19 protein-coding genes are annotated in these 19,408 nt (G+C 66.6%); 3 read left to right on the top strand and 16 right to left on the bottom strand.

What is annotated here, in order from left to right:
• Nucleotides 1-87: 87 nt before the first annotated feature.
• The gene (locus ACJJVR_RS01850; RefSeq protein ID WP_405401773.1) at nucleotides 88-1,287 is read left to right on the top strand and encodes a DUF2254 domain-containing protein; all 1,200 of its coding nucleotides are present in this window, start codon (nucleotides 88-90) and stop codon (nucleotides 1,285-1,287) included.
• Here ACJJVR_RS01850 and tdh read toward each other — a convergent pair.
• The 4 genes from tdh to ACJJVR_RS01830 all read right to left on the bottom strand — a co-directional run bounded on the left by tdh (nucleotide 1,284) and on the right by ACJJVR_RS01830 (nucleotide 4,617).
• Nucleotides 1,284-2,315 (bottom strand): L-threonine 3-dehydrogenase, encoded by a 1,032-nt coding sequence (gene tdh, locus ACJJVR_RS01845; RefSeq protein ID WP_405401772.1) that lies wholly within the window; start codon nucleotides 2,313-2,315, stop codon nucleotides 1,284-1,286. The genes ACJJVR_RS01850 and tdh overlap by 4 nt on opposite strands.
• Complete coding sequence (locus tag ACJJVR_RS01840; protein ID WP_405401770.1) at nucleotides 2,312-3,505, bottom strand: glycine C-acetyltransferase; 1,194 nt, start codon at nucleotides 3,503-3,505, stop codon at nucleotides 2,312-2,314. The genes tdh and ACJJVR_RS01840 overlap by 4 nt, the downstream gene beginning before the upstream one ends.
• A gap of 83 nt (nucleotides 3,506-3,588) precedes the next feature.
• Nucleotides 3,589-4,149, bottom strand: a complete 561-nt coding sequence (locus tag ACJJVR_RS01835; protein ID WP_405401768.1) for a helix-turn-helix domain-containing protein — start codon at nucleotides 4,147-4,149, stop codon at nucleotides 3,589-3,591.
• Nucleotides 4,150-4,164: 15 nt separating this feature from the next.
• Nucleotides 4,165-4,617, bottom strand: a complete 453-nt coding sequence (locus tag ACJJVR_RS01830; protein WP_405401767.1) for an Lrp/AsnC family transcriptional regulator — start codon at nucleotides 4,615-4,617, stop codon at nucleotides 4,165-4,167.
• Between the two features lie 123 nt (nucleotides 4,618-4,740).
• On the opposite strand from ACJJVR_RS01830, the gene ACJJVR_RS01825 reads away from it, so the two are divergent.
• Both ACJJVR_RS01825 and ACJJVR_RS01820 read left to right on the top strand, forming a co-directional pair.
• Nucleotides 4,741-6,204 carry an aminotransferase class V-fold PLP-dependent enzyme gene (locus tag ACJJVR_RS01825; protein ID WP_405401765.1) on the top strand — a complete coding sequence of 488 codons (1,464 nt, stop codon included), beginning with the start codon at nucleotides 4,741-4,743 and terminating at the stop codon, nucleotides 6,202-6,204.
• A gap of 254 nt (nucleotides 6,205-6,458) precedes the next feature.
• Nucleotides 6,459-6,881, top strand: coding sequence for a hypothetical protein (locus tag ACJJVR_RS01820; protein WP_405401763.1), 423 nt, complete (start codon nucleotides 6,459-6,461; stop codon nucleotides 6,879-6,881).
• On the opposite strand, the gene ACJJVR_RS01815 is transcribed toward ACJJVR_RS01820, so the two are convergent.
• The 12 genes from ACJJVR_RS01815 to chrA form a co-directional block, all read right to left on the bottom strand.
• Nucleotides 6,878-7,267, bottom strand: a complete 390-nt coding sequence (locus tag ACJJVR_RS01815; RefSeq protein WP_405401761.1) for a hypothetical protein — start codon at nucleotides 7,265-7,267, stop codon at nucleotides 6,878-6,880. The two genes, ACJJVR_RS01820 and ACJJVR_RS01815, sit on opposite strands and share 4 nt — an antisense overlap.
• A 139-nt stretch (nucleotides 7,268-7,406) precedes the next feature.
• Nucleotides 7,407-8,912 (bottom strand): PQQ-dependent sugar dehydrogenase, encoded by a 1,506-nt coding sequence (locus ACJJVR_RS01810; RefSeq protein WP_405401760.1) that lies wholly within the window; start codon nucleotides 8,910-8,912, stop codon nucleotides 7,407-7,409.
• 14 nt (nucleotides 8,913-8,926) lie between these two features.
• On the bottom strand, nucleotides 8,927-9,367 hold the full coding sequence (locus ACJJVR_RS01805; protein ID WP_405401758.1) for a DUF2231 domain-containing protein: 441 nt from the start codon (nucleotides 9,365-9,367) through the stop codon (nucleotides 8,927-8,929).
• 107 nt (nucleotides 9,368-9,474) lie between these two features.
• A complete protein-coding gene (locus ACJJVR_RS01800; protein ID WP_405401757.1) occupies nucleotides 9,475-10,845 on the bottom strand; it encodes a PepSY-associated TM helix domain-containing protein in 1,371 nt (456 codons plus the stop codon).
• A 60-nt stretch (nucleotides 10,846-10,905) separates the two neighbouring features.
• The gene (locus ACJJVR_RS01795) at nucleotides 10,906-11,511 is read right to left on the bottom strand and encodes an SCO family protein (protein WP_405401756.1); all 606 of its coding nucleotides are present in this window, start codon (nucleotides 11,509-11,511) and stop codon (nucleotides 10,906-10,908) included.
• 2 nt (nucleotides 11,512-11,513) lie between these two features.
• A complete protein-coding gene (locus tag ACJJVR_RS01790; protein ID WP_405401754.1) occupies nucleotides 11,514-12,071 on the bottom strand; it encodes a copper chaperone PCu(A)C in 558 nt (185 codons plus the stop codon).
• Between the two features lie 118 nt (nucleotides 12,072-12,189).
• A complete protein-coding gene (locus tag ACJJVR_RS01785) occupies nucleotides 12,190-12,546 on the bottom strand; it encodes a DUF2946 family protein (RefSeq protein WP_405401908.1) in 357 nt (118 codons plus the stop codon).
• A 211-nt stretch (nucleotides 12,547-12,757) separates the two neighbouring features.
• The gene (locus ACJJVR_RS01780) at nucleotides 12,758-13,201 is read right to left on the bottom strand and encodes a hypothetical protein (RefSeq protein ID WP_405401753.1); all 444 of its coding nucleotides are present in this window, start codon (nucleotides 13,199-13,201) and stop codon (nucleotides 12,758-12,760) included.
• Nucleotides 13,202-13,893: 692 nt separating this feature from the next.
• Nucleotides 13,894-15,603 (bottom strand): ABC transporter permease, encoded by a 1,710-nt coding sequence (locus ACJJVR_RS01775; RefSeq protein ID WP_405401751.1) that lies wholly within the window; start codon nucleotides 15,601-15,603, stop codon nucleotides 13,894-13,896.
• The gene (locus tag ACJJVR_RS01770; protein WP_405401750.1) at nucleotides 15,593-16,564 is read right to left on the bottom strand and encodes an ABC transporter substrate-binding protein; all 972 of its coding nucleotides are present in this window, start codon (nucleotides 16,562-16,564) and stop codon (nucleotides 15,593-15,595) included. The genes ACJJVR_RS01775 and ACJJVR_RS01770 overlap by 11 nt, the downstream gene beginning before the upstream one ends.
• Before the next feature lie 113 nt (nucleotides 16,565-16,677).
• Entirely contained in the window at nucleotides 16,678-17,775 is a 1,098-nt protein-coding gene (locus ACJJVR_RS01765; RefSeq protein ID WP_405401749.1) for an ABC transporter ATP-binding protein, read from the bottom strand.
• Nucleotides 17,776-17,946: 171 nt separating this feature from the next.
• A complete protein-coding gene (gene chrA, locus ACJJVR_RS01760) occupies nucleotides 17,947-19,314 on the bottom strand; it encodes a chromate efflux transporter (protein WP_405401747.1) in 1,368 nt (455 codons plus the stop codon).
• Nucleotides 19,315-19,408: the final 94 nt, after the last annotated feature.

Genomic DNA, 19,408 nt, shown 5'->3' with positions numbered 1-19,408 from the left:
GCACTGAGGGTACGGGGTCAGCGGGGAGGGGTGCGAATGTCGTCCAGAGTAAGGTGGTTCATCACCAGGATTTCCCAGAAAATTTGGGTGGTCGCGGCGCTCTATACGGTGCTGGGCATCGGCACCGCCGCCGTCGCGCCGCTGATCGGGCCAATGCTCCCGCCGGGCCTTGGCGGCAAGCTGGGATCGGACGCGGTCGAGGCGGTGCTGTCGGTGCTGGCCAGCTCGATGCTGACGGTCGTCACCTTTTCGCTCGGGATCATGGTGCAGGCCTTTGCGGCGGCATCGGGAACGGTGACGCCGCGGGCGACGGAACTGCTGAAATCAGACCGGACCACACAGCGGGTGCTGTCGGCCTTTCTGGGGTCGTTCCTATTCAGTCTAATCGGCATCATCGCGCTGAATGCCGGCCTCTATTCCGAAAACGACCGGCTGGTGCTGTTCGTGGCCACCATTCTGGTCGTCATCCTCATCGTCATCGCGATCCTGCGCTGGATCGCGCACCTGACCGTCTTCGGCCTGATGGACGATACTATCCGCAAGGTCGAGGATGCCGCCCGCGACGCCCTGGACCATCGCATGGACACCCCGTTCCTGGGCGGTCACGAAGGGGCGGGGCCGCCGCCCGGCGCGCGTGCCGTCCATCACGCCCAGATCGGCTATCTGGTCCATCTCGACATGCCCGCGCTGCAGGCGCTGGCCGACGATGCCGGGGTCGACATCCATCTGGCAGTCCTGCCCGGCAGCTTCTTGCATCCCGGCCTGCCTGCCATGTGGATCACGCATCAGGGCACATCGGACACCGCCCCCGAGGACGAGGCGCTGTGCAACGCGATGACGATCACCGAAAATCGCACTTATGACCAGGACCCGCGCTTTGGCCTGACCGTCCTGACCGAGATCGCCGAGCGCGCCCTGTCCCCCGCCGTCAACGATCCGGGGACGGCGATCGACATCCTGGGTCGGTCGGTCCGCCTGCTGGCCACTTGTGCGGACCCGCGCGATGCGGAACTGGAATACGCACGCATCTGGGTGCCCGCCTTGTCGGTCGACGATCTGCTGGACGACGTGTTCCCGCCCATCGCGCGCGACGGTGCGGCGATCTTTGCGGTGCAGATGCGCCTGCAGAAATCGCTGCTGGCGCTGGCGCAGATCGCGCCCGACCGTTTTGCCGCAGCGGCCCGACACCAGTCGGCCGAGGCGATGGCCCGATGCCGGGACCAGATGCTGTCGTCCGAACGCGACCGCCTGGACCAGATCGTGCAGGCCATCGCCGCGACGGGCTAGACCCGGTTCCAGTCCAGCACGATCTTGCCGCTGTGGCCGGCCTTCATGGTCCGGAAGCCTGTGGCGAAATCGGCCATCGGCAGGTCGTGGGTAATGACCCCGCTGACGTCCAGACCGTTCTCCAGCATGGCCAGCATCTTGTACCAGGTCTCGAAGATCTCGCGGCCATAGATGCCCTTGATGACCAGCGACCTGAACACGATACGGTTCCAGTCGACCAGCGTGGGCGCGGCCGGAATGCCCAGCATCGCGATGCGCCCGCCCATCACCATCGCGCCGACCATCTGGTCGAACGCCGCGGCGTTGCCCGACATCTCCAACCCCACGTCGAAGCCCTGGCGCATCCCAAGGCGGGCGCAGACGGAATGCAGGTTCTCGGACGCGACATTGACCGGGACCACGTCGGCCACCCGCGACGCCAGATCCAGCCGTGTCTGGTTCACGTCGGTGATGACCACGTGGCGCGCGCCGACATGGCGGGCAACGGCGGCGGCCATGATGCCGATGGGCCCTGCGCCGGTGACCAGCACGTCCTCTCCGATCAACGGAAAGCTGAGCGCGGTGTGCACGGCATTGCCGAGCGGGTCCAGGATCGCACCGATCCGGTCGGGCACCCCGTCGGGCAGTGGCACCACGTTGAAGGCGGGCAGCGACAGGTATTCGGCGAACGCGCCGGGGACGTTGACGCCGATGCCGCGGGTTTCCGGGTCCAGGTGGAACTGGCCCGACCGGCTTTGGCGGCTGGTATGGCCGATCAGGTGGCCTTCGCCGGAACAGCGCTGGCCCAGGGTCAGGCCGGTGACGTCGCGACCCAGTTCGACGATCTCTCCGGCGAATTCATGGCCGATGATCATGGGCGCGGGGACAGTGCGCGCGGCCCATTCGTCCCAGTTCCAGATATGCACGTCGGTCCCGCAGATGCCGGTCTTGCGCACCCGGATCAGAACGTCCGTCGGGCCGATGTCGGGGACGGGCCGGTCCTGCAACTCCAACCCCTCTCCGGGGCCGGTCTTGACCAGGGCCTTCATCGGATCGCGCCGGTTTCATGGCCCGCATCCACGAACGCCTGCAGGGCGGTGTCCAGATCGGCCATGTCGATGGCCGCGTTCATCTGGGTGCGGATGCGCGCCTGACCGCGCGGCACGACGGGGAAAAAGAACCCTGCCACATAGACGCCGCGCCGTTCCAGCGCGCTGGCCATGGCCTGCGCCAGCGGTGCCTCTGACAGCATGACGGGCACGATGGGGTGCTGACCGGGCAGCAGGTCGAATCCCGCATCGGTCAGGCCCTTGCGCCAATGCGCGGTCTTGCGCGTCAGATCGGCGCGCAGGTCGTTCGCGCCCTCGACCAGATCGATCGCGGCAAGGCCCGCGGCGACGATCGACGGAGGCAGCGCGTTAGAGAACAGATAGGGCCGCGCCCGCTGGCGCAGCAGGTCGATCACCGCCTGCGGCCCCGCGATATAGCCACCAAGCGCACCACCAAGCGCCTTGCCAAGCGTCCCGGTCAACAGGTCGACCCGCGCGCCCAGATGCTGCGGCGTGCCCGCGCCCCGGGGCCCCATGATGCCCACCGCGTGACAGTCGTCGACCATCACCAGTGCGCCATAGCGGTCGGCCAGATCGCGGATCGCGGGCAGGGGCGCCAGATGCCCGTCCATGGAAAACACGCCGTCGGTGGCGATCATGATGAACCGGGCCCCGCCGTCGCGTGCCTCGCGCAGGCGGGATTCCAGCTCGTCCATGTCGGCATTGGCATAGCGATAGCGGCGCGCCTTGCACAGCCGGATGCCGTCGATGATCGAGGCATGGTTCAGCGCATCCGAGATCACCGCGTCCTCAGGGCCCAGCAGCGGTTCAAACAGCGCGCCGTTCGCATCGAAGCAGGACGCGAACAGGATCGCGTCGTCATGGCCCAGCCATTCCGCCAGCCGCTGTTCCAGCTGTCGGTGCAGGTCCTGCGTGCCGCAGATGAACCGCACGGACGCCATGCCAAAGCCGTGGCTGTCCATCGCCGCAACCGCCGCCGCGCGCAGGGCCGGGTGGTTGGCCAGCCCCAGATAGTTGTTGGCGCACAGATTGATCGTGGGGGCCCCTGCCACCGCGATGCGGCTGCCCTGCGGTCCGGTGATCAGGCGTTCCCGCTTGGTCAGGCCCTCATGGTCGATCTGTTCCAGCTGCTGGCTGACATTGTCCAGAAACGCGCGTGCATCCGTCATGTGGCTGTTACCTCCGTTTTAACGGACGCTAGGGCCTTTGCCGCCGTCGGGCAAGATAAAAGAATTCTGTCCGTGATGACGGATCAACTGTCCCGAACGATCATCATCACGCGGGCGGCCACATCGCCTGCAGTGACGCTGTGCGGGCGGTCGGCGGCATAGTTGGCGGCGTCGTTCTGTGATAACGCTGCCTGTTCATCACCCGAAGTGATCGTGACGGTCCCCTCCAGCACCACGACATCCTCGCGACAGCCGGCACGGTGGGGCGCGCTGTCCAGCGACGCGCCGGGGCCAAGCCGGATCTCATAGATCTCGTGTTCGCCCACCGTCTGCGGCGCGCTGAGGATGCGGATCACCACGTCGCGGCCCCGGTCGGCGATGACCGGCGCGGCGCCGGCCTGCACCACGCGGATGTCGCGTTCGACCCGCGCCTCCCACAGGCCTGCAAAATCGACCTGCAGGGCCTGCGTCAGGTTCCACAGGGTGGCGACGGTGGGGCTGGATTCGGCGCGCTCGATCTGGCTGACCATCGACCGGCTGACGCCCGACAGCCGCGCCACCGCATCCAGGCTGAGGCCCTTGGCGCGGCGCGCCTCCTTGAGGCGGGCGGCAAGGCGCTGGACGATGTCGGTGTTCTGGTTCATGGGGCTTTCGTTCCGTCAGGCAAGCGCGATGGGTCGCTGTTCCTCGATCGCCTCCATCGCGAAATGCGACGTGACGGTGTGCAGCTCGATGCCCGAGATCAGGCGCTGATAGAACAGGTCATAGCGTCCCATGTCCTGCGTCACCACCTTGAGCATATAGTCGTATTCGCCGCCGATGCGGAAGAAATCGATCACCTCGGGAATGGCCGACACGTGCTTGCGGAACATAGCCAGCCAGTCGGCGGAATGGTGGCGGGTCTTGATCATCACGAACACGACCAGCCCCATGCCCAGCTTGTCCCGATCCAGCGTCACGGTGCGGTTGCGGATCACGCCCGCCTTGTCCAGCGCCTGCATCCGCCGCCAGCAGGCGTTCTGCGACAGCCCCACCCGTTCCGCCACCACCCGCTGAGAGACCGCGCCGTCGCGTTGCAGCTCCTCCAGAATGCGCCTGTCGATGCGGTCCATGCCGTTCCCCCTGGTTCTTGGGTCATATGACCCAATATCAGTCCTGAAATGCAATAGATAACGAATGAATCCGCGCCCGCGTGCAAGTATTCAAGGGGAAACGCAGGTTGGATCGGGATCCCCATGACACTTCTTGACGAATTTCGGGCGACGGTCGGTGCGGGGGATGCCATCGCGGGTCTTCGCGCGGGGCTGATCGGCGACGATCTGGTCATCGACGGGCCGTTCGGTCCGGTGCCGATGATCTATGCCGACTATGTCGCCTCGGGTCGTGCGCTGCGACAGGTCGAAGAGTTCGTGATGACCCGCGTGCTGCCCTATTACGCCAACACGCACACGCAGGCATCCTTTGTCGGCGCCTATTGTTCCCGCCTGCGGGACGATGCGCGGTCCTGCGTTGCGGACATGGTGGGTGCGGGGCCGGAATACAGCACGATCTTTGCGGGGTCGGGATCGACTGCGGGCCTGAACCGGTTGGTGGGCCTATTGGACATCGCGGGTATCATCGCCGGGGGCGGCCGCGCTGTGGTGGTCATCGGACCCTATGAACATCATTCCAACATCCTGCCGTGGCGCGAAAGCGGCGCCGAGGTGATCGAGATCCCCGAAGGCCTGACCGGAGGTCCCGACCTGGCCGTGCTGGACGCCGTGCTGGCACAGCATGCGGGGGTCGATCTGCTGGCAGGCAGCTTTTCGGCGGCCTCCAACGTGACCGGGATCCTGACCGACACGGATGCGGTGACGCGCATCCTGCGCGCGCATGGTGCGGTGGCCATCTGGGATTTCGGCGCGGCTGCCCCCTATGTCCCGATGCGGATGCAGGCCGGAACGGATGCGGCCAAGGACGCCATCGTCTTTTCGCCCCACAAGTTTCCGGGCGGACCGGGGGCGTCCGGCGTGCTGATCATCCGCGACGCCATCGCGCGCCGCGCGACGCCGACCCTGCCGGGTGGCGGCACGGTCAGTTTCGTGTCGCCCTGGGGCCATGCCTATGCAACATCGCTGTCCGCGCGCGAAGAAGGCGGCACCCCCAATGTCATCGGCGACATTCGCGTGGCGCTGGCCATGATCGCGAAACAGGCGGTGGGCCAGGAATTCATCACCGCACGCGGTCAGGTGCTGCGCGACCGGGCGATGGCCGCGTGGCGCGACAATCCCGCGATTGAGCTGTTGGCGCCGGACGCGCCGACGGACAGCCTGCCGATCCTGTCCTTTCGCATCCGTGACGGTCAGGGCGGGTTGGTCCATCATCAGCTGTTCACGCGCATGCTGTCCGATATTCACGGCGTGCAGGCGCGGGGCGGTTGCGCCTGCGCGGGCAGCTATGCCCATCGGCTGCTGGGCATAGACCGCGCGCAATCGGATAATTTGTCCGATCGCATCGCACGGGGGCAGGACACGGCAAAGCCGGGCTGGGTACGGCTGAATTTTTCCGTGCTGCTGGATGATGCCAAGGCGGACCGGATCATCCATGCGGTCGATGACCTGGCCCGGAACGCCGCACGGTGCGCCGCGCTGTACGAGGGCGACGCCGCGACATCACGGTTCACGGTGCGGGCCGGGGGGGACCTGGCACGGACAGCATGATATGCAGCGTGCACCCCGGTAGTTTACGTGCTTTGGTGCGGGCCAGCGCAACCAAAGGCCCACCATGACCCGTCTGAAACTCGCCATACTCCCCTGCCGTGGTGATGCCGCTTCGGGCGGGTTTTCCGTGGCACGCGGCACCAGCACCTGTCGGACGCTATTGTGGCCGTTCGGACCGGCAGGGGTCCGGTTTTGCCACCGCACGTTGCCGGCGCGACCACTGCTGGGCGGGTCGCATCGCGCTGTGATGTCGGGTGCGGGCTGGGGCAACCACGCTGTTCTGGCCGGTATGTCCGGTGTTTCCGGTCGCGGGTCTTGGTGGCGGGCCGGTGCGTCGCGTGGCTGATCGCGGCGCGGTTCTGCACACACCGGACGGCCGCTATATCGTGGTGCGAGGTCGGCTGTGGCGGGCATCCGATCCCGGCCTCGAGCCTGAAAACCGCGCGCGCCATGTCGCGGCACTGATGGATGCGCGGCGGATGGTCAAGTCGGCCAAGGCGTCCGGTGATGCAGCGGCGCTGGCCGAGGCGCGCCGCGCAGTGGATGCGGCCAAGGTCCTGTTGGGGGAACGCGGTGCCGTCTGGTGGACCGACGGCGCCCCCGATCTGGGTCGGCACATGGTGCACAACACCCCCTATGCCGCGTGGTTCGCCAGTCTGACGACCAACAAGCCCTAATCGTCCGGGCCGAACCCATCAGGAATGCGGCGGCCGGGAACATAGGTCAGCCCGGCACTGTCGATCAGGTCCTGTGCCATCGTATCGGCGTTCAGCGGAGCATGCTGGACATACTGCCAGATGGTGCGGACCGCGGGAACCATCTGGGGTTCGGACAGAGCACGGGCGGTGTGCATCCAGATGGCCAGCCCGTCGCTGCTGTCGTATTCGCGAGCCTTGCGCAGGGCGGCGATCCGGGTCACCGCCGCCGATGCGAAACGCTTGCGCGCTGCAGGGGGCCAGTCGGAAAGACTGTTCAGGTCCTGACCTTCGGCCAGATGATACGCCTGCCAGAACCATGCAGCGGCGGCATAGCTCTCTATGAAATGCGGTTTGGAATCGGCCATTTTGTCCGCAAGCGATTGGGCTTCTTGGATGAGGGCGGTCTTGGCCTTGTCCTCTTTCCAGCTGCTGAACGACATGGCACCCCCATTGAAAGGAAAGATGCCGTCATGATCACATGACGGCATCGGATCGCAAGGGCGATCAGTTTGCAGGAACGGCCGGCGTCGCGGTTTCAGGGGCCACTGCGGCATCTGCAGGCGGGGGTGCCTCTGCGGGTTCCGCGGACGCGGGCGTCGGGGCGGGTGCCTCTATCCGGTCGGTGTCGATCGGGTCGGGGATTACCGTTCCGTCAGACGTGGCGACGCGCCAGACCGTGTTGCCCGCATCATCGGCCACCAGCAGCGCGCCGGTCCCGTCAATGCCCAGGCCCACCGGGCGCCCATGCACCTTGCCATCGACCAGGAACCCGGTCACGACATCCTGCATCATCCCGTCCGGTTTCCCATCGGCAAAGGGCACATAGGACACCTTATAGCCGTTGAATTCATCCCGGTTCCAGCTGCCGCGCTGACCGACGAATGCGCCATTCGCGAACGCGTCGGGCATTGCCGCGCCATTGGTGAACACCAGTCCCAAAGCCGCAACGTGGCTGGACAGCGCGTAATCGGGCGCGATTGCCGTTTCGACCAGATCGGGCCGTGCCGGACGGACGCGTTCGTCCACGTGGTCGCCATAATAGCTGTAGGGCCAGCCATAGAATGCGTCTTCCTGAACCGAGGTCATGTAATCGGGGACCAGGTTCGGGCCCAGTTCATCGCGTTCGTTGATGACCGCCCACAGCGCGCCGCTGTCTGGGTTGAAGGTCAGGCCGTTCGGGTTGCGCAGACCCGAGGCATAGATCCGGGACGCCCCGGTTTCACGGTCGATCTGCCAGATAGCCGCCCGGCCCTTTTCGGCCTCCATGCCGTTTTCAGCGGCGTTAGAGTTCGACCCGACCGACGCGTACAGCATCGTCCCGTCCGGGCTGAGCGCCAGATCCTTGGTCCAGTGGTGGTTCAGCGGACCGCCCGGCAGCGGGGTGACCGTCGTGGGTTCCGCGTCGATCACCGTGTCGCCAAGGGCATAGGGATACGACACCACCTCGTCCGCAGCGGCGACATACAGGGTGTCGTCGATCCACGCCACGCCGAACGGCGAATGCAGTCCGCTCAGCAAGTCGTGGCGTTCATCCACCGTGCCGTCACGGTCGGTGTCACGCAGCAGCGTGATCAGATTGGTTTCGGCGGGGGGACCGTCGCTGCCGCCGGCAGCGAATGACATGATCCATCCGCGCACGTAATCCTTGGGCCGATATTTTGGCTTGCCCGACGGTGCGCGGGACTGGACCACCAGCACATCGCCGTTGGGCAGCGTGTGGACAGTGCGCGGGTTGACCAGATCGGTGGCATAGGCGCTGATTACCAAGCCCTCGGGGACAGCAGGCGTCTGGCCGTCGGACCAGCCGACGACTTCGCCGACGTTGACGCTTGGCAGCGGATTGACGAACTGCGGTTCTGGCAGGGTGGGGTCCGGGCCGATCTGGCTGTTGATGTCGAAACCGTCGGTTTCCTGTGCGGCAGCGGCCATTGGCAATGCAAGGCCAAGCGCCAGAATGGTGGAACCGGACAGCATCAGCCTGCGCCGCAGCAGAGAGGTATGGGTCATCATGATGGGTGTCCTTTTCAGGCGGTGCGCAGGGTCAGGGGAGCGGCGGCACGGCGGTTCAGCAGGGCAGCAAGAAACATCAGCACGCAGGTTACGGCCGACAGTGTGACGCCCCAAGGCAGGATGGCGGTCCAGCCATCACCCGCGTGCAACAGACTGTTGAAAAACGCGGCCGCCATGACCAGCACGTACAGGCCCACGGAACCCCAGGTCGGACCGGGACGACGTGTCACCAGACCGATCAGCCACAGCACAGATGCGACCCCGGCCACGATCAGGCCAAAGAACAGCAGCCAGGATGAAAAATCTTTCCACATCAGGATCGTGGTCTGCAGATAGGCCACGTCCGTCACCACCGGCAGCGCCAGAAGACCTGCCGACATATGGGTCAGGACCGACAGTCCCGGAACAGGGCGCCGCACCTCAAGAGAGCGCGGGGAATAGGCGGTTGCGGCCATGGGATCACTTTCGTGTAATGCGTTATGTTCAATAGAACGGACAAACACGCATGATGTTCCATGACCGTGTGGGAACCGCGCCCTGAGCGGGCGCGGCCCGTGATCAGCTATGCCATGGCCCGCGACCGTGACCCGCGCAGACGGCGCATCGCGACGTCCAGTCCCAGCATCACCAGCAGCGATGCCCCTGTCAGCGGAAACAGGATGCCCCCCACCGCCAGAATGCCCAGCAGGCCGCGGAACACCCGTCGGTCGGCGGGCATCGGCGGCACACCCATCGACCGCGACGGGCGACGCTTCCACCACATCACGCCTGCCGACACGGCCAGCAGGATCACCCCCGCGCAGACCACCAGCAGCACGATCTGGTTGGCCAGTCCGAACTGCTGACCCATATGGGTGTTGATCCCGAATTCCAGCCAGCGACCCAACGGACCGTAATCGGCATAGCTCATGTCGACCAGGGCCTGGCCGCTGTATTGGTCCAGATGGATCACGCGCTCTTGCGCGACGTCATCGGGATAGACCGACCCGCTATAGACCCCCGTCGGCGTTGACGGCAGCGATACGGCATAGCCCTGATGCAGGCCAAGCCGCTCGAACTCCGCCACCGCGGCGTTCAGGCCGATCGGCATGGCGCCATCCATCGGGGGCGAGGTTTCGGGAATGCGTGCCTGTTCCAGCGACCACGACGTCTGCGCGGTGTCGGTCAGGCGCTGGTCCGACATGGGCACGTCGACCCGCACGCCCGACGGATAGCCAAAGTTGTTGCCGTTGGCCCATTCGTTGACCTTGCCGCCCCAGACCTGCGACCATGGCATGCCCGTCACCGCCAGAAACACGATGAAACCGCCGACCGCGATTCCGGTGACGGCATGCGTGTCGCGCCAGAACACGCGTTTGCGGGCGGTGCCGCGGACCGTCACCACGCCGCCCGCCTGTCCGCGCGGCCACCACAGAAAGATGCCCGTGGCGACCAGCAGGATCGTCCAGCCACCAACGATTTCTATCACGCCGCGGGCGACCGGCCCGAAATAGCGCAGGCTGTGCAGATAACGGACCGTCCACATCACGGTGCTGCGGTCGGGGCGCGCGCCCAGCACATAACCTTCGTAGGGGTTCACATAAACGGCCATGCGCCGGCCGTCTTCGGTGGCCACCGTCACCTCGGCAGACACATGGGGGGCGGGCGGGTCGGTGTATTTGACCGCGCGTCCGGGGACCGCGGTCACCGCCGATGCCACCAGCGCCTCGGCGGCAAGCGTGTCGGTCTGGGCAACCTCGACCCGCTTGATGTCGGCATGCACGATCATGTCGATCTCGTCACGGAACAGATAGGCCGCACCGGTGATGGCCAGCGTGATCAGAAACGGCAGGACGAACAGCCCCGCATAGAAATGCCATCGCCAGACGGCGCGGTACAGGTCGGACGCTGCCGCGCGAGGGCGGGTCATGGCGTCCAGGGTCGTGTCGGACATGGGTTTCCCTGTCGAATTCGATGTCGGTGTGGCGGCGCGACCCCCGCGCCGCCCAAGGGGTCAGCTGGCCATCAGGCGGCGGACGGTGCCCATCGCGCGGTCGTGGTCTTCCTGATAGGAGACCAGGCCAAAGAAATCGCCGCGATCGTCGAACAGCAGCACCTGGGTCGAGTGGTTGACCGTATAGTCGCCCCCCTCCAGCGGCACCCGCTGCGCAAAGGCGCGAAAGGCGGCCACGGCCTTGTCGATCTGCGCGCGCTCTCCGGTGATGCCGGTGACGCCCGGCACCCATGACACGTACTCGCCCAGAACCTCGGGCGTGTCGCGTTCGGGGTCCACGGTGATGAACAGCGTGCGCAGTTCCTGGCCGTCCTGTGCCAGTTCGTCCTGCCAGGCGGTCACCTCTCCCAATGTGGTGGGGCACACGTCGGGGCAATGGGTGAACCCGAAAAAGACCGCCGTCGGCTGGCCCGCCATGTCATCTTGGGTAAAGGTCTGCCCGTCCGCGGTGATCAGGGAATAGTCCCCCTTGCCCAGCTCCTGCATCGCGATCTGGTGATCGGTCGGGGCGGGCCGCAGGACCGTGGCCCACAGCAGGGCGGCACCGGCCACCACGACCGCGGCCCACGACAGAACGCGGACCATGCGAAGGTTATTGCGCGTCATGATCAGTGCCCCGCGTGCGGATCGGTGCCATGCGGCGCGGCGGCACGGGCGTTGAACGCCTGGATCGACAGCGGCACGGTCAGATCGCCCGCCGTCTCGAACGTCAGGGTGACCTCGACGGTGTCGCCTTCGACCAGCGGGCCGTCCAGCTGCATGAACATCAGGTGATACCCGCCAGGCTCCAGCGTCACGGCCTGGCCCGCTGCGATCGGCAGGCCGTCCTCCAGCGCGCCCATCGTCATGACGTCGCCGTCCATGGTCATCTGGTGAATTTCGGTTCGGCCGGCGATATCAGTTGATGCAGCAACAAGACGGTCGTCCGTCGCCCCGTCATTGGTGATCGTCAGAAACCCGCCTGCGACGGGGGCATTGGGCAGGGTCGCGCGGGAATAGGGCGCCGTAACGGTCATGTCTCCTGCCTGCCACGCGGCATCAGCGTCGGGCAAAGACAGCCCTGCGTCGTGGGTTTCGGCGCCGTGGTCGGCATGGGCCGCCCCGTCATCGGACCCATGGGCCCATGCGGCGGGGGACAGCAGGGTTGCGGCGACAATCGTCGCCATAAATCGGGATCTGGTCATGTCTGTGTCTCATCTGTGAACGGTCGTGTCCGCGACTGCCGGAATGCGGAAGCCGGACGGTTGTGACGCCTGCCTGTGCGGCAAACGCGTCGCGTCGGTCTCAGATAAGGGTTGGGGGTCCGCGTGCGGCGGGGGTCAGAACCTCGGCCCGGCGGACATGCAAGGGGATATCGACCCCGTGGTCGGCATCCAGTTCCTGGGTCCGCAGCGGGGCCAGATCGACCGCAGGGGCCGCAACGGCCGATTGGCCATGCAGCGCCCAATCGCAGGGCGGATTGCCGGAATGGTCGTGACGCCCCGGTTCGTCATCGCGATGCACCTGCCCGTCGGCGGTCATGATCGCGTCGACCATGCCATCCCCGGTGCACAGCACGATGCGCATGCCGCCCATGGGGGCAGCCTCTATCATCGTGCCCTGACTGATCGTGGCAAGCATCAGGAACGGCACCAGCAACATCCAGCACAAGGCACGGCCCGGTGTCAGGCGTGCCCTTGGCGGTCGGCTGATCTGGGAACCACGACGGATCAACGCCTACTCCTGCTTGCGCGGCATCGATAGCGCAGCCCGGTGCCAAAGTGAAGACGTCATGAATGCCCGCTGCCTCGGGCCAGCGTGCGTCACGCTGCCGCCAAAGCCCACGTAACACATCGGTTCGACATGACAGGCGTCAAATGTCTGCCGATGCCAATCGTCGGGGACATGGCATCGTCACGAATGTTGCACTCTGGGTGATGCCATACCCGTCAGGCGCATAAGCCACCGCACCAAGGATCGTCCGCCAGTCGGTCGGCGCTGTGCCCAAGGCCTTGGTCGCCCCCACCCCGGGTGCCTGCGTGGTGGTTCCCCACCCCCGTTCCGGTCCCCGCGAGGTTGAAAAGGCTTCTGCCTGTCCATTTTCGCGCATGCCCCCTGACGTGCCTGAGACGGCGCGGACAAAAAGCAGTGCGGCGGCCATCGTTCCGCGTTCGTTGCGCAGCCGGTCGATCAGGATGCCGCCCCTGCGTTTCGCCCCCGGCATCGCGGTCGGACTGTCAGCATCACCATATCGCGGCGCGGTGAAACCCGACCGCGTCGGGAACCGGGGCACCGTCCATGCGGTACAGCGGGTCACGGCGCACGCATCAGATGATCATGCCACCGGTTTCACCTGCACCGCGCCCTGCCACTATGCAGCGTCGGCGACATGGGCGCGGGGCCGCGCGACGATTTGGTCCGGCATCAGGCATGGTGCTGGGCAATAGTGGCCGGCCCCGCCCTGATCAGGCGCCGCATGTCAGCGATGGTCGCTCATGCGGACCACGATTGTTATCTGTCCCCCCGGACGGTCAATCGGGCTGATCAACAGCCCGTCGGACACTGTAAGGGCAACGGCGTGGGAGAGGGCATGTGACCTATGACAAGGGAACCGTGGACCCGGAGTGGCTGCGCATGCTCTGACCAACAGCTTGGACCGTGTGTAATCAATGCCTGACCGCACGAGATGTTCGACGACCTGACCCAGTATCGCCGTCGCGTAGCCCAATTGCGTTGCAACCCCAACGATGGCAGCGTGCATTCCCCGTCTGGCAATCGGCGCGGCGCGGCATCGCATCGGATGCTTTGGTGACGTGGTGCCTCAGGATCGGGCGCGTTTGCCTAATCCCAAAGTGACCACTGTCAAGCGCATCGCCGCCCCGGAGGGTCCACCAACAGATCATTGCCGTCGCCGGTCTTGTGCGCCTTGGGGATGTGATCTCTTTTGATCGGACCCACCCCGGTCACCGCCCTGTCAGAGCGGACCGGCCTGCCGGAAGACCGATAAGTTTAACCGCGCCACGGCAGCGACCCTGCCGCCTGGCGCCCAAGGGCCAGTTCCGCCAACGCACACAGCGACAGCAGCAGCAACGTCGACAGAACCGACACCGCCGCCGCCGCGGTCGAACTGCCCTCGTATTGCAGGGCAAAGACCATGACGCCGATCGTCTCGTGGCCCGACGACCACAGCAGCGCCGACAGGGTCAGCTCGTTCATGGCCGACATCACGATCAGGATCGCCCCGGCCAGCGTCGCGGCCCGGACGGAGGGCGCAAAGACATGGGTGATGCGTCCCGCAAGGCCGATCCCGGCGATGCGGGACGCCTGATCCTGCATCGGGTCGCCACTGCGCGCGCCCGCCACGACCGGGCGCAGGATCAGCGGCAGAAAGCGCGCCAGATAGGCGATCAGGATGATTGCCATGCTGCCGTACAGCGACACGCCAATCACCGGCAGCGGCGGCAGGAATGCCAGGATCATCGCCAGCGCGACCACCGTGCCCGGCACGACCCACGGCCCCTCGGCCAGCAGGTCGGCCAGGGCGATGGCGGGGCTAGGGCGGCGCGTGGCCAGATAGGCCATAGGCAGCGCGATCAGCGCGCAGATCGCCGCCGCCGCGACCGACAGCATCAGCGAATTGGCGAACCCACGGATCACCGCCGGGTTGGCCAGCACGCGGCGGTATTGCTCCAGGCTGGCCACATCGACCGAAAACGGTACCCCGATCGCGGGCGTCAAAGAGGTCAGGGCCAGTGCCGTCAACGGCAGGATCGCGATAACGACGACCACCGCCCAGATCAGCGCCTGTGCCCATACGGGGGCGGCGCGGGTGGGGGTGTGCGGGGGTCCCGCCTCGATCCGCAGATGCAGGTGGCGCAGCATCAGCGCGCGCAGGGCCAGCGCCGCGACCGCCATCAGCGTCAGGATCAGGGCCAGCACCGCCACCTGTCCCGCCGCCGCGGGGCCAAAGCTGTTCAGCCGCTGATAGATCAGCGTGGTCAGCATCGGCACCCTTCCCGGAATGCCCAGCAGCGCGGGGATGCCGAAATTGCCCACCGCGGCCGTAAACGCCAAAAGCGCGCCCGCCAGCGCCGAAGGATAGGTCAGTGGCAGGATCACCCGCGTCAGCACCCGCCGCGGCGGAATGGCGGCCAGGCGTGCGGCCTCGACCAGGTCGGCGGGCACGGACCGCAGTGCCGCGCGAATGGCGATGAAGACCAGGGGCATGTGTTCGATCCCCATGACCAGCGCGATGCCCGTGGGGGAATAGAGCGGGTTTCCCTGCCCGGGCGGCGGTGCCAGACCCAGGGGACGCAGGATCGGGGAGTTGGTGCCCAGCAGTTCGATCCAGGACAGGGCCAGCGTCTGCGACGGGATGATCAGCGGCATCAGGATCAGAAACGACAGCACCCCCCGCAAACGCATGCGCATCAGCCCGACCGCCAGCGCCAGCACCGCGCCCAGCCCGACCGATACGCCGACCGAGATCAGCGACAGCATCAGCGTGTTGCGAAACGCCCGCCCCGTTGCCCGCGCCGACAGCGTGTCGCGCAGCACGCCCAAGGGATGACCATCCGCATCGGGCCGAAAGGCCGCGATCAGCAGCTGGCCAAGCGGCCAGACCGTGATCGCGGCCAGATACAGGCATAGAATGACCGCCAGCGCGCGTTCGGCGCTGCCGGTCCTGCGGTCTCCGAACAGGTGCAGCTCAGCCGCCATAAAGGTCCGCAAAGTCCTGCTTGACCGCATCGCCATCCGACAGCAGCCGCGCGTTGTCGGCCTCGATCAGGGTCAGGCTGGCCGGGTCGGGATAACCTGCGGGCGCGGCCATCCCGGCCTTCAGCGGGAAATAGCCCTGGGCCACCGACTGTTCCTGTGCCGCCTGACCCATCTGCCAGTCGACAAAGGCGCGCGCCGCGTCAGCCGCATCGGTGCCCGCCAGAATCGCCACCGGCTGCGTCACCGCGGTCACGCCTTCGCTTGGAAAGACGAAATCGACGGGCGAGCCTTGGGCCTTGGCGTTCATCGCCATGTATTCGACCAGCACGCCATAGGCCTTTTCGCCGCGCGCGACGGCCTCCAGCACGGTGCCGTTGCCTTGGCCCGCCACCGCGCCGTTGTCGGCCAGCGCCTCGAACCACGGCCAGTCAAAGCCCGGCTGCTGGACCATCGTGCCGACATGGATTGCCGCGGCGCCCGAATACAATGGCGACGGCATGATCGTCTGTGCCGCGGCATCGGGTGCCGACAGGTCCGCCCAGGATGTCGGCGCGGTCTGCACCAGGTCGGTGTTGTAGACGATGCCGGTGGTGATCAGCTTGGTCGGAAAGAACGTCATGTCCGCATCCAGCAGGGCGGGGTCGATCCCGTCCACGGCGGCCTCGGGATAGGCCATCAGGCGGTCGTCCTGCTTCAGCTCGGTCATCGCCACCGCGTCCGCGATCAGCAGCACGTCGGCGGGGCTGCCCCCGGCCGCGAATTCGGCCTGCAGCTTGGCCATCACCTCGGTCGTGCCCGACCGGAACAGCTCGACCTCGATGTCGGGATGGGTTTCGTTGAAGGCGGCGATCACCTCGGTCATCTGTTCCTGCGGCTGCGAGGTATAGACGGTCAGCGTCTGCGCCTGCAGGGGCAGGGCGATACAGCCAAGAGCGGTCGAAAGCATCATCAGGCGGGTCATGGAAACCTCATGGGTTCTAGGGGGGGGTAAAACGATTTGCGGCGGTCGCGCAGGCGCGATGCGCAATGATCATGGCAGAGCCTTGGCTGCATGCCCCGGATCCGGTGCCCCGTTCAGGCATGCATGGCCATCCTGTCGGCATGCTGCACCGGCGCGGGGTCGGCGTCGCGGCCGATGATCCAGCCTCCGGTAATCTGGACGCGGATCGTCGATTGCGGAGGCAGGGGCTCGTCCAGCGACAGGGTCAGCGTGTCCGTCCCCGCAATGCGCGGCAGGATCAGCGTGGCATGGCGCCCGTTGCGAAAGCTGTGGGCGATCACCTGCGCCTCGAAATGGCCGGGACCGGTGGCGGGACACAGATCATCGGGGTGCAGGCACAGCCAGCCCGCGCCGGGATCGGCCCGACCCGGCAGGGTCAGCGGCAGCGATCCCAGCAGCACGTCGCACTGGTCGTTGCGCCGTGCGGTCACCTGAACCGGGATCGTGGCGCCATGGCCGATAAAGCGCGCGACCATCGGTGTGGCGGGGCGGCGGTACAGCGTCTCGGGCGTGCCGATCTGCTGGATGCGGCCGCCGTCCATCACCGCGATGTGGCTGGCCACGGTCATCGCCTCATCCTGATCATGGGTGACCAGGATGAAGGTCGCCCCGGTTTCGGCATGCAGGCGGCGGAACTCGACCAACATCTGCTGGCGCAGATGCGTGTCCAGATTGGCCAGCGGTTCGTCCAGCAGCAGCATCGCGGGGCGCAGCACCAGCGACCGCGCCAGGGCGACGCGCTGACGCTGGCCGCCCGACAATTCGTGCGGGCGCCGGTCGGCATGGGGGGTCAGTCCGACAGTGCGCAGCATCGCGTCCACGCGCGCACGGCGGTCGGATGCCGCCATGCGGCGCGCCTTGAGCGCGAATTCCACATTGCCGCGCACGGTCATGTTCGGCCACAGGGCATAGGATTGGAACACCATGCCCAGGTTGCGATCCTCGGGCGCGACAAAGGTGCGGGGCGACAGCACGACGCGGTCGTCCAGCCGCAGCTCTCCGGCATCGGCGGTTTCCAACCCCGCGATCAGGCGCAGCAGCGTGGTCTTGCCGCACCCTGACGGCCCCAGCAGCGCCAGAAAGGCGCCCTGCGGCAGATCAAGGTCGATATCGGTCAGAACCGCGCTGCGGTCGAACGATTTGCGGATTCCACGGGCGGTAAGTGACGGCATCACGCCTCCTTGCGGGGCGGTCCTAATCGCGTCAGGTGACGTTTGAACGACGCAAAGGTAACAATTTGATGGCATGGGGCGGCAGGCCCGGCCCGGTCATCTGGCTATCGTTTGCCTTTTGGCTGTCCGTTCATACATTGTGCGCCCGGGAGCAGGTGATCACGCTGGCTCTCAGACGACGCCCGCCAGACGCAGCACCAGCCCGGCCAGCGCGCAGACCGCCAGCACCGGGACCGTGCCCATGCGCAGGCGGAACACCGCGACCATCGCGGCCAGGATCAGCACCAACGCCACGGGGTCCAGTGTGCCCCACACCGGCAGGTCAAGGTCCAGCCCCATCGCGGTCACGGGGCGCAGCCGGTCGAACAGCACATGCAGCCCGAACCACAGCGCAAGGTTGCCGATCACGCCCACCACCGCCGCCGTCACCGCCGTCAGTGCGGCGGTCAGCGCATTATTGTCGCGCAGCCGTTCGATGAAGGGCGCGCCCAGAAAGATCCACAGAAAACAGGGCAGGAACGTGACCCAGGTGGTCAGCAGCCCGCCCAAAGTCGCGGCCAGCAGCGGCGGCAGACCGCCCGCCTCGCGCAGCGCGCCCATAAAGCCCACGAACTGGGTCACCATGATCAGCGGCCCCGGCGTGGTTTCCGCCATGCCTAGCCCGTCCAGCATCTCTCCCGGTGCCAGCCAGCCATAGGTTTCTACCGCCTGCTGGGCGACATAGGCCAGCACGGCATAGGCGCCGCCAAAGGTCACCACCGCCATCACGCTGAAGAACCCGGCGATCTGCGAGAACACGTTCTGTGGCCCAAGCGCCAGGAACAGCGTTGCCACCGGCAGCAGCCACAGGCCCAGGAACACCGCCGATATCCTTGCGGCCCACCCGGCGCTGACCCGCGTGTGGTCGGGCGTGCCGTCGCCCAGCAGCGTGTCTGCGTCCGCGACCTGCGGGCCGCCTGTCGCGCCATGACCGCCGCCGCCCCGGAACGCGGGCAGACCCGCCCGGGCGCCAACATAGCCCGCGACCGCGGCAGACAGGATGATCACCGGGAACGGCACCCCGAACGCAAAGATCGCGACAAAGGACAGGCCGGCGATCGCCATCATCGCCCGGTTCCTCAGCGCGCGCGACCCGATGCGGATCACCGCCTGCACCACGATGGCCAGCACCGCGGCCTTGAGGCCGAAGAACAGCCCCTCCAGCGCGCCGGTATCGCCCCAGATCGCATAGATCCAGGACAGGACCATGACCGCGACCATGCCGGGGACCACGAACAGCAGCCCTGCGATGATCCCGCCCAGGGTCCGGTGCATCAGCCAGCCGATATAGACGGCCAGCTGCATCGCCTCGGGGCCGGGCAGCAGCATGCAATAGTTCAGCGCATGCAGGAACCGCCGTTCGCCCAGCCATTTCTGTTCCTCGACCAGGACGCGGTGCATCAGGGCGATCTGGCCGGCGGGGCCGCCAAAGCTCAGCACCCCGATGCGCGCCCAGATGCGTGCGGCCTGGGCCAGGGTCGGATAGGCACGGTCGGGCATCACGGGTCCTTTGACAGGCGTCGTCCGCGGATATCCCGCGGCGTCCGCACCGGTCAAGATGACGCGACCCGATGGCGGTCCCGTGACACGCGCG

It is taken from the genome of Paracoccus sp. Ld10 (assembly GCF_045064235.1).
Classification (GTDB): domain Bacteria; phylum Pseudomonadota; class Alphaproteobacteria; order Rhodobacterales; family Rhodobacteraceae; genus Paracoccus.
Note: the sequence above shows the minus strand (reverse complement) of the source record. Positions and strands in the feature narration are given on the sequence as shown.

Bases quoted from the DNA above. Each gene is read 5' to 3' on its own strand.
- tdh (WP_405401772.1), bottom strand. From the start codon at position 2,315: ATGAAGGCCCTGGTCAAGACCGGCCCCGGAGAGGGGTTGGAGTTGCAG.
- ACJJVR_RS01840 (WP_405401770.1), bottom strand. From the start codon at position 3,505: ATGACGGATGCACGCGCGTTTCTGGACAATGTCAGCCAGCAGCTGGAA.
- ACJJVR_RS01835 (WP_405401768.1), bottom strand. From the start codon at position 4,149: ATGAACCAGAACACCGACATCGTCCAGCGCCTTGCCGCCCGCCTCAAG.
- ACJJVR_RS01830 (WP_405401767.1), bottom strand. From the start codon at position 4,617: ATGGACCGCATCGACAGGCGCATTCTGGAGGAGCTGCAACGCGACGGC.
- ACJJVR_RS01825 (WP_405401765.1), top strand. From the start codon at position 4,741: ATGACACTTCTTGACGAATTTCGGGCGACGGTCGGTGCGGGGGATGCC.
- ACJJVR_RS01815 (WP_405401761.1), bottom strand. From the start codon at position 7,267: ATGGCCGATTCCAAACCGCATTTCATAGAGAGCTATGCCGCCGCTGCA.
- ACJJVR_RS01810 (WP_405401760.1), bottom strand. From the start codon at position 8,912: ATGATGACCCATACCTCTCTGCTGCGGCGCAGGCTGATGCTGTCCGGT.
- ACJJVR_RS01805 (WP_405401758.1), bottom strand. From the start codon at position 9,367: ATGGCCGCAACCGCCTATTCCCCGCGCTCTCTTGAGGTGCGGCGCCCT.
- ACJJVR_RS01800 (WP_405401757.1), bottom strand. From the start codon at position 10,845: ATGTCCGACACGACCCTGGACGCCATGACCCGCCCTCGCGCGGCAGCG.
- ACJJVR_RS01795 (WP_405401756.1), bottom strand. From the start codon at position 11,511: ATGACGCGCAATAACCTTCGCATGGTCCGCGTTCTGTCGTGGGCCGCG.
- ACJJVR_RS01790 (WP_405401754.1), bottom strand. From the start codon at position 12,071: ATGGCGACGATTGTCGCCGCAACCCTGCTGTCCCCCGCCGCATGGGCC.
- ACJJVR_RS01785 (WP_405401908.1), bottom strand. From the start codon at position 12,546: ATGTTGCTGGTGCCGTTCCTGATGCTTGCCACGATCAGTCAGGGCACG.
- ACJJVR_RS01775 (WP_405401751.1), bottom strand. From the start codon at position 15,603: ATGGCGGCTGAGCTGCACCTGTTCGGAGACCGCAGGACCGGCAGCGCC.
- ACJJVR_RS01770 (WP_405401750.1), bottom strand. From the start codon at position 16,564: ATGACCCGCCTGATGATGCTTTCGACCGCTCTTGGCTGTATCGCCCTG.
- ACJJVR_RS01765 (WP_405401749.1), bottom strand. From the start codon at position 17,775: ATGCCGTCACTTACCGCCCGTGGAATCCGCAAATCGTTCGACCGCAGC.
- chrA (WP_405401747.1), bottom strand. From the start codon at position 19,314: ATGCCCGACCGTGCCTATCCGACCCTGGCCCAGGCCGCACGCATCTGG.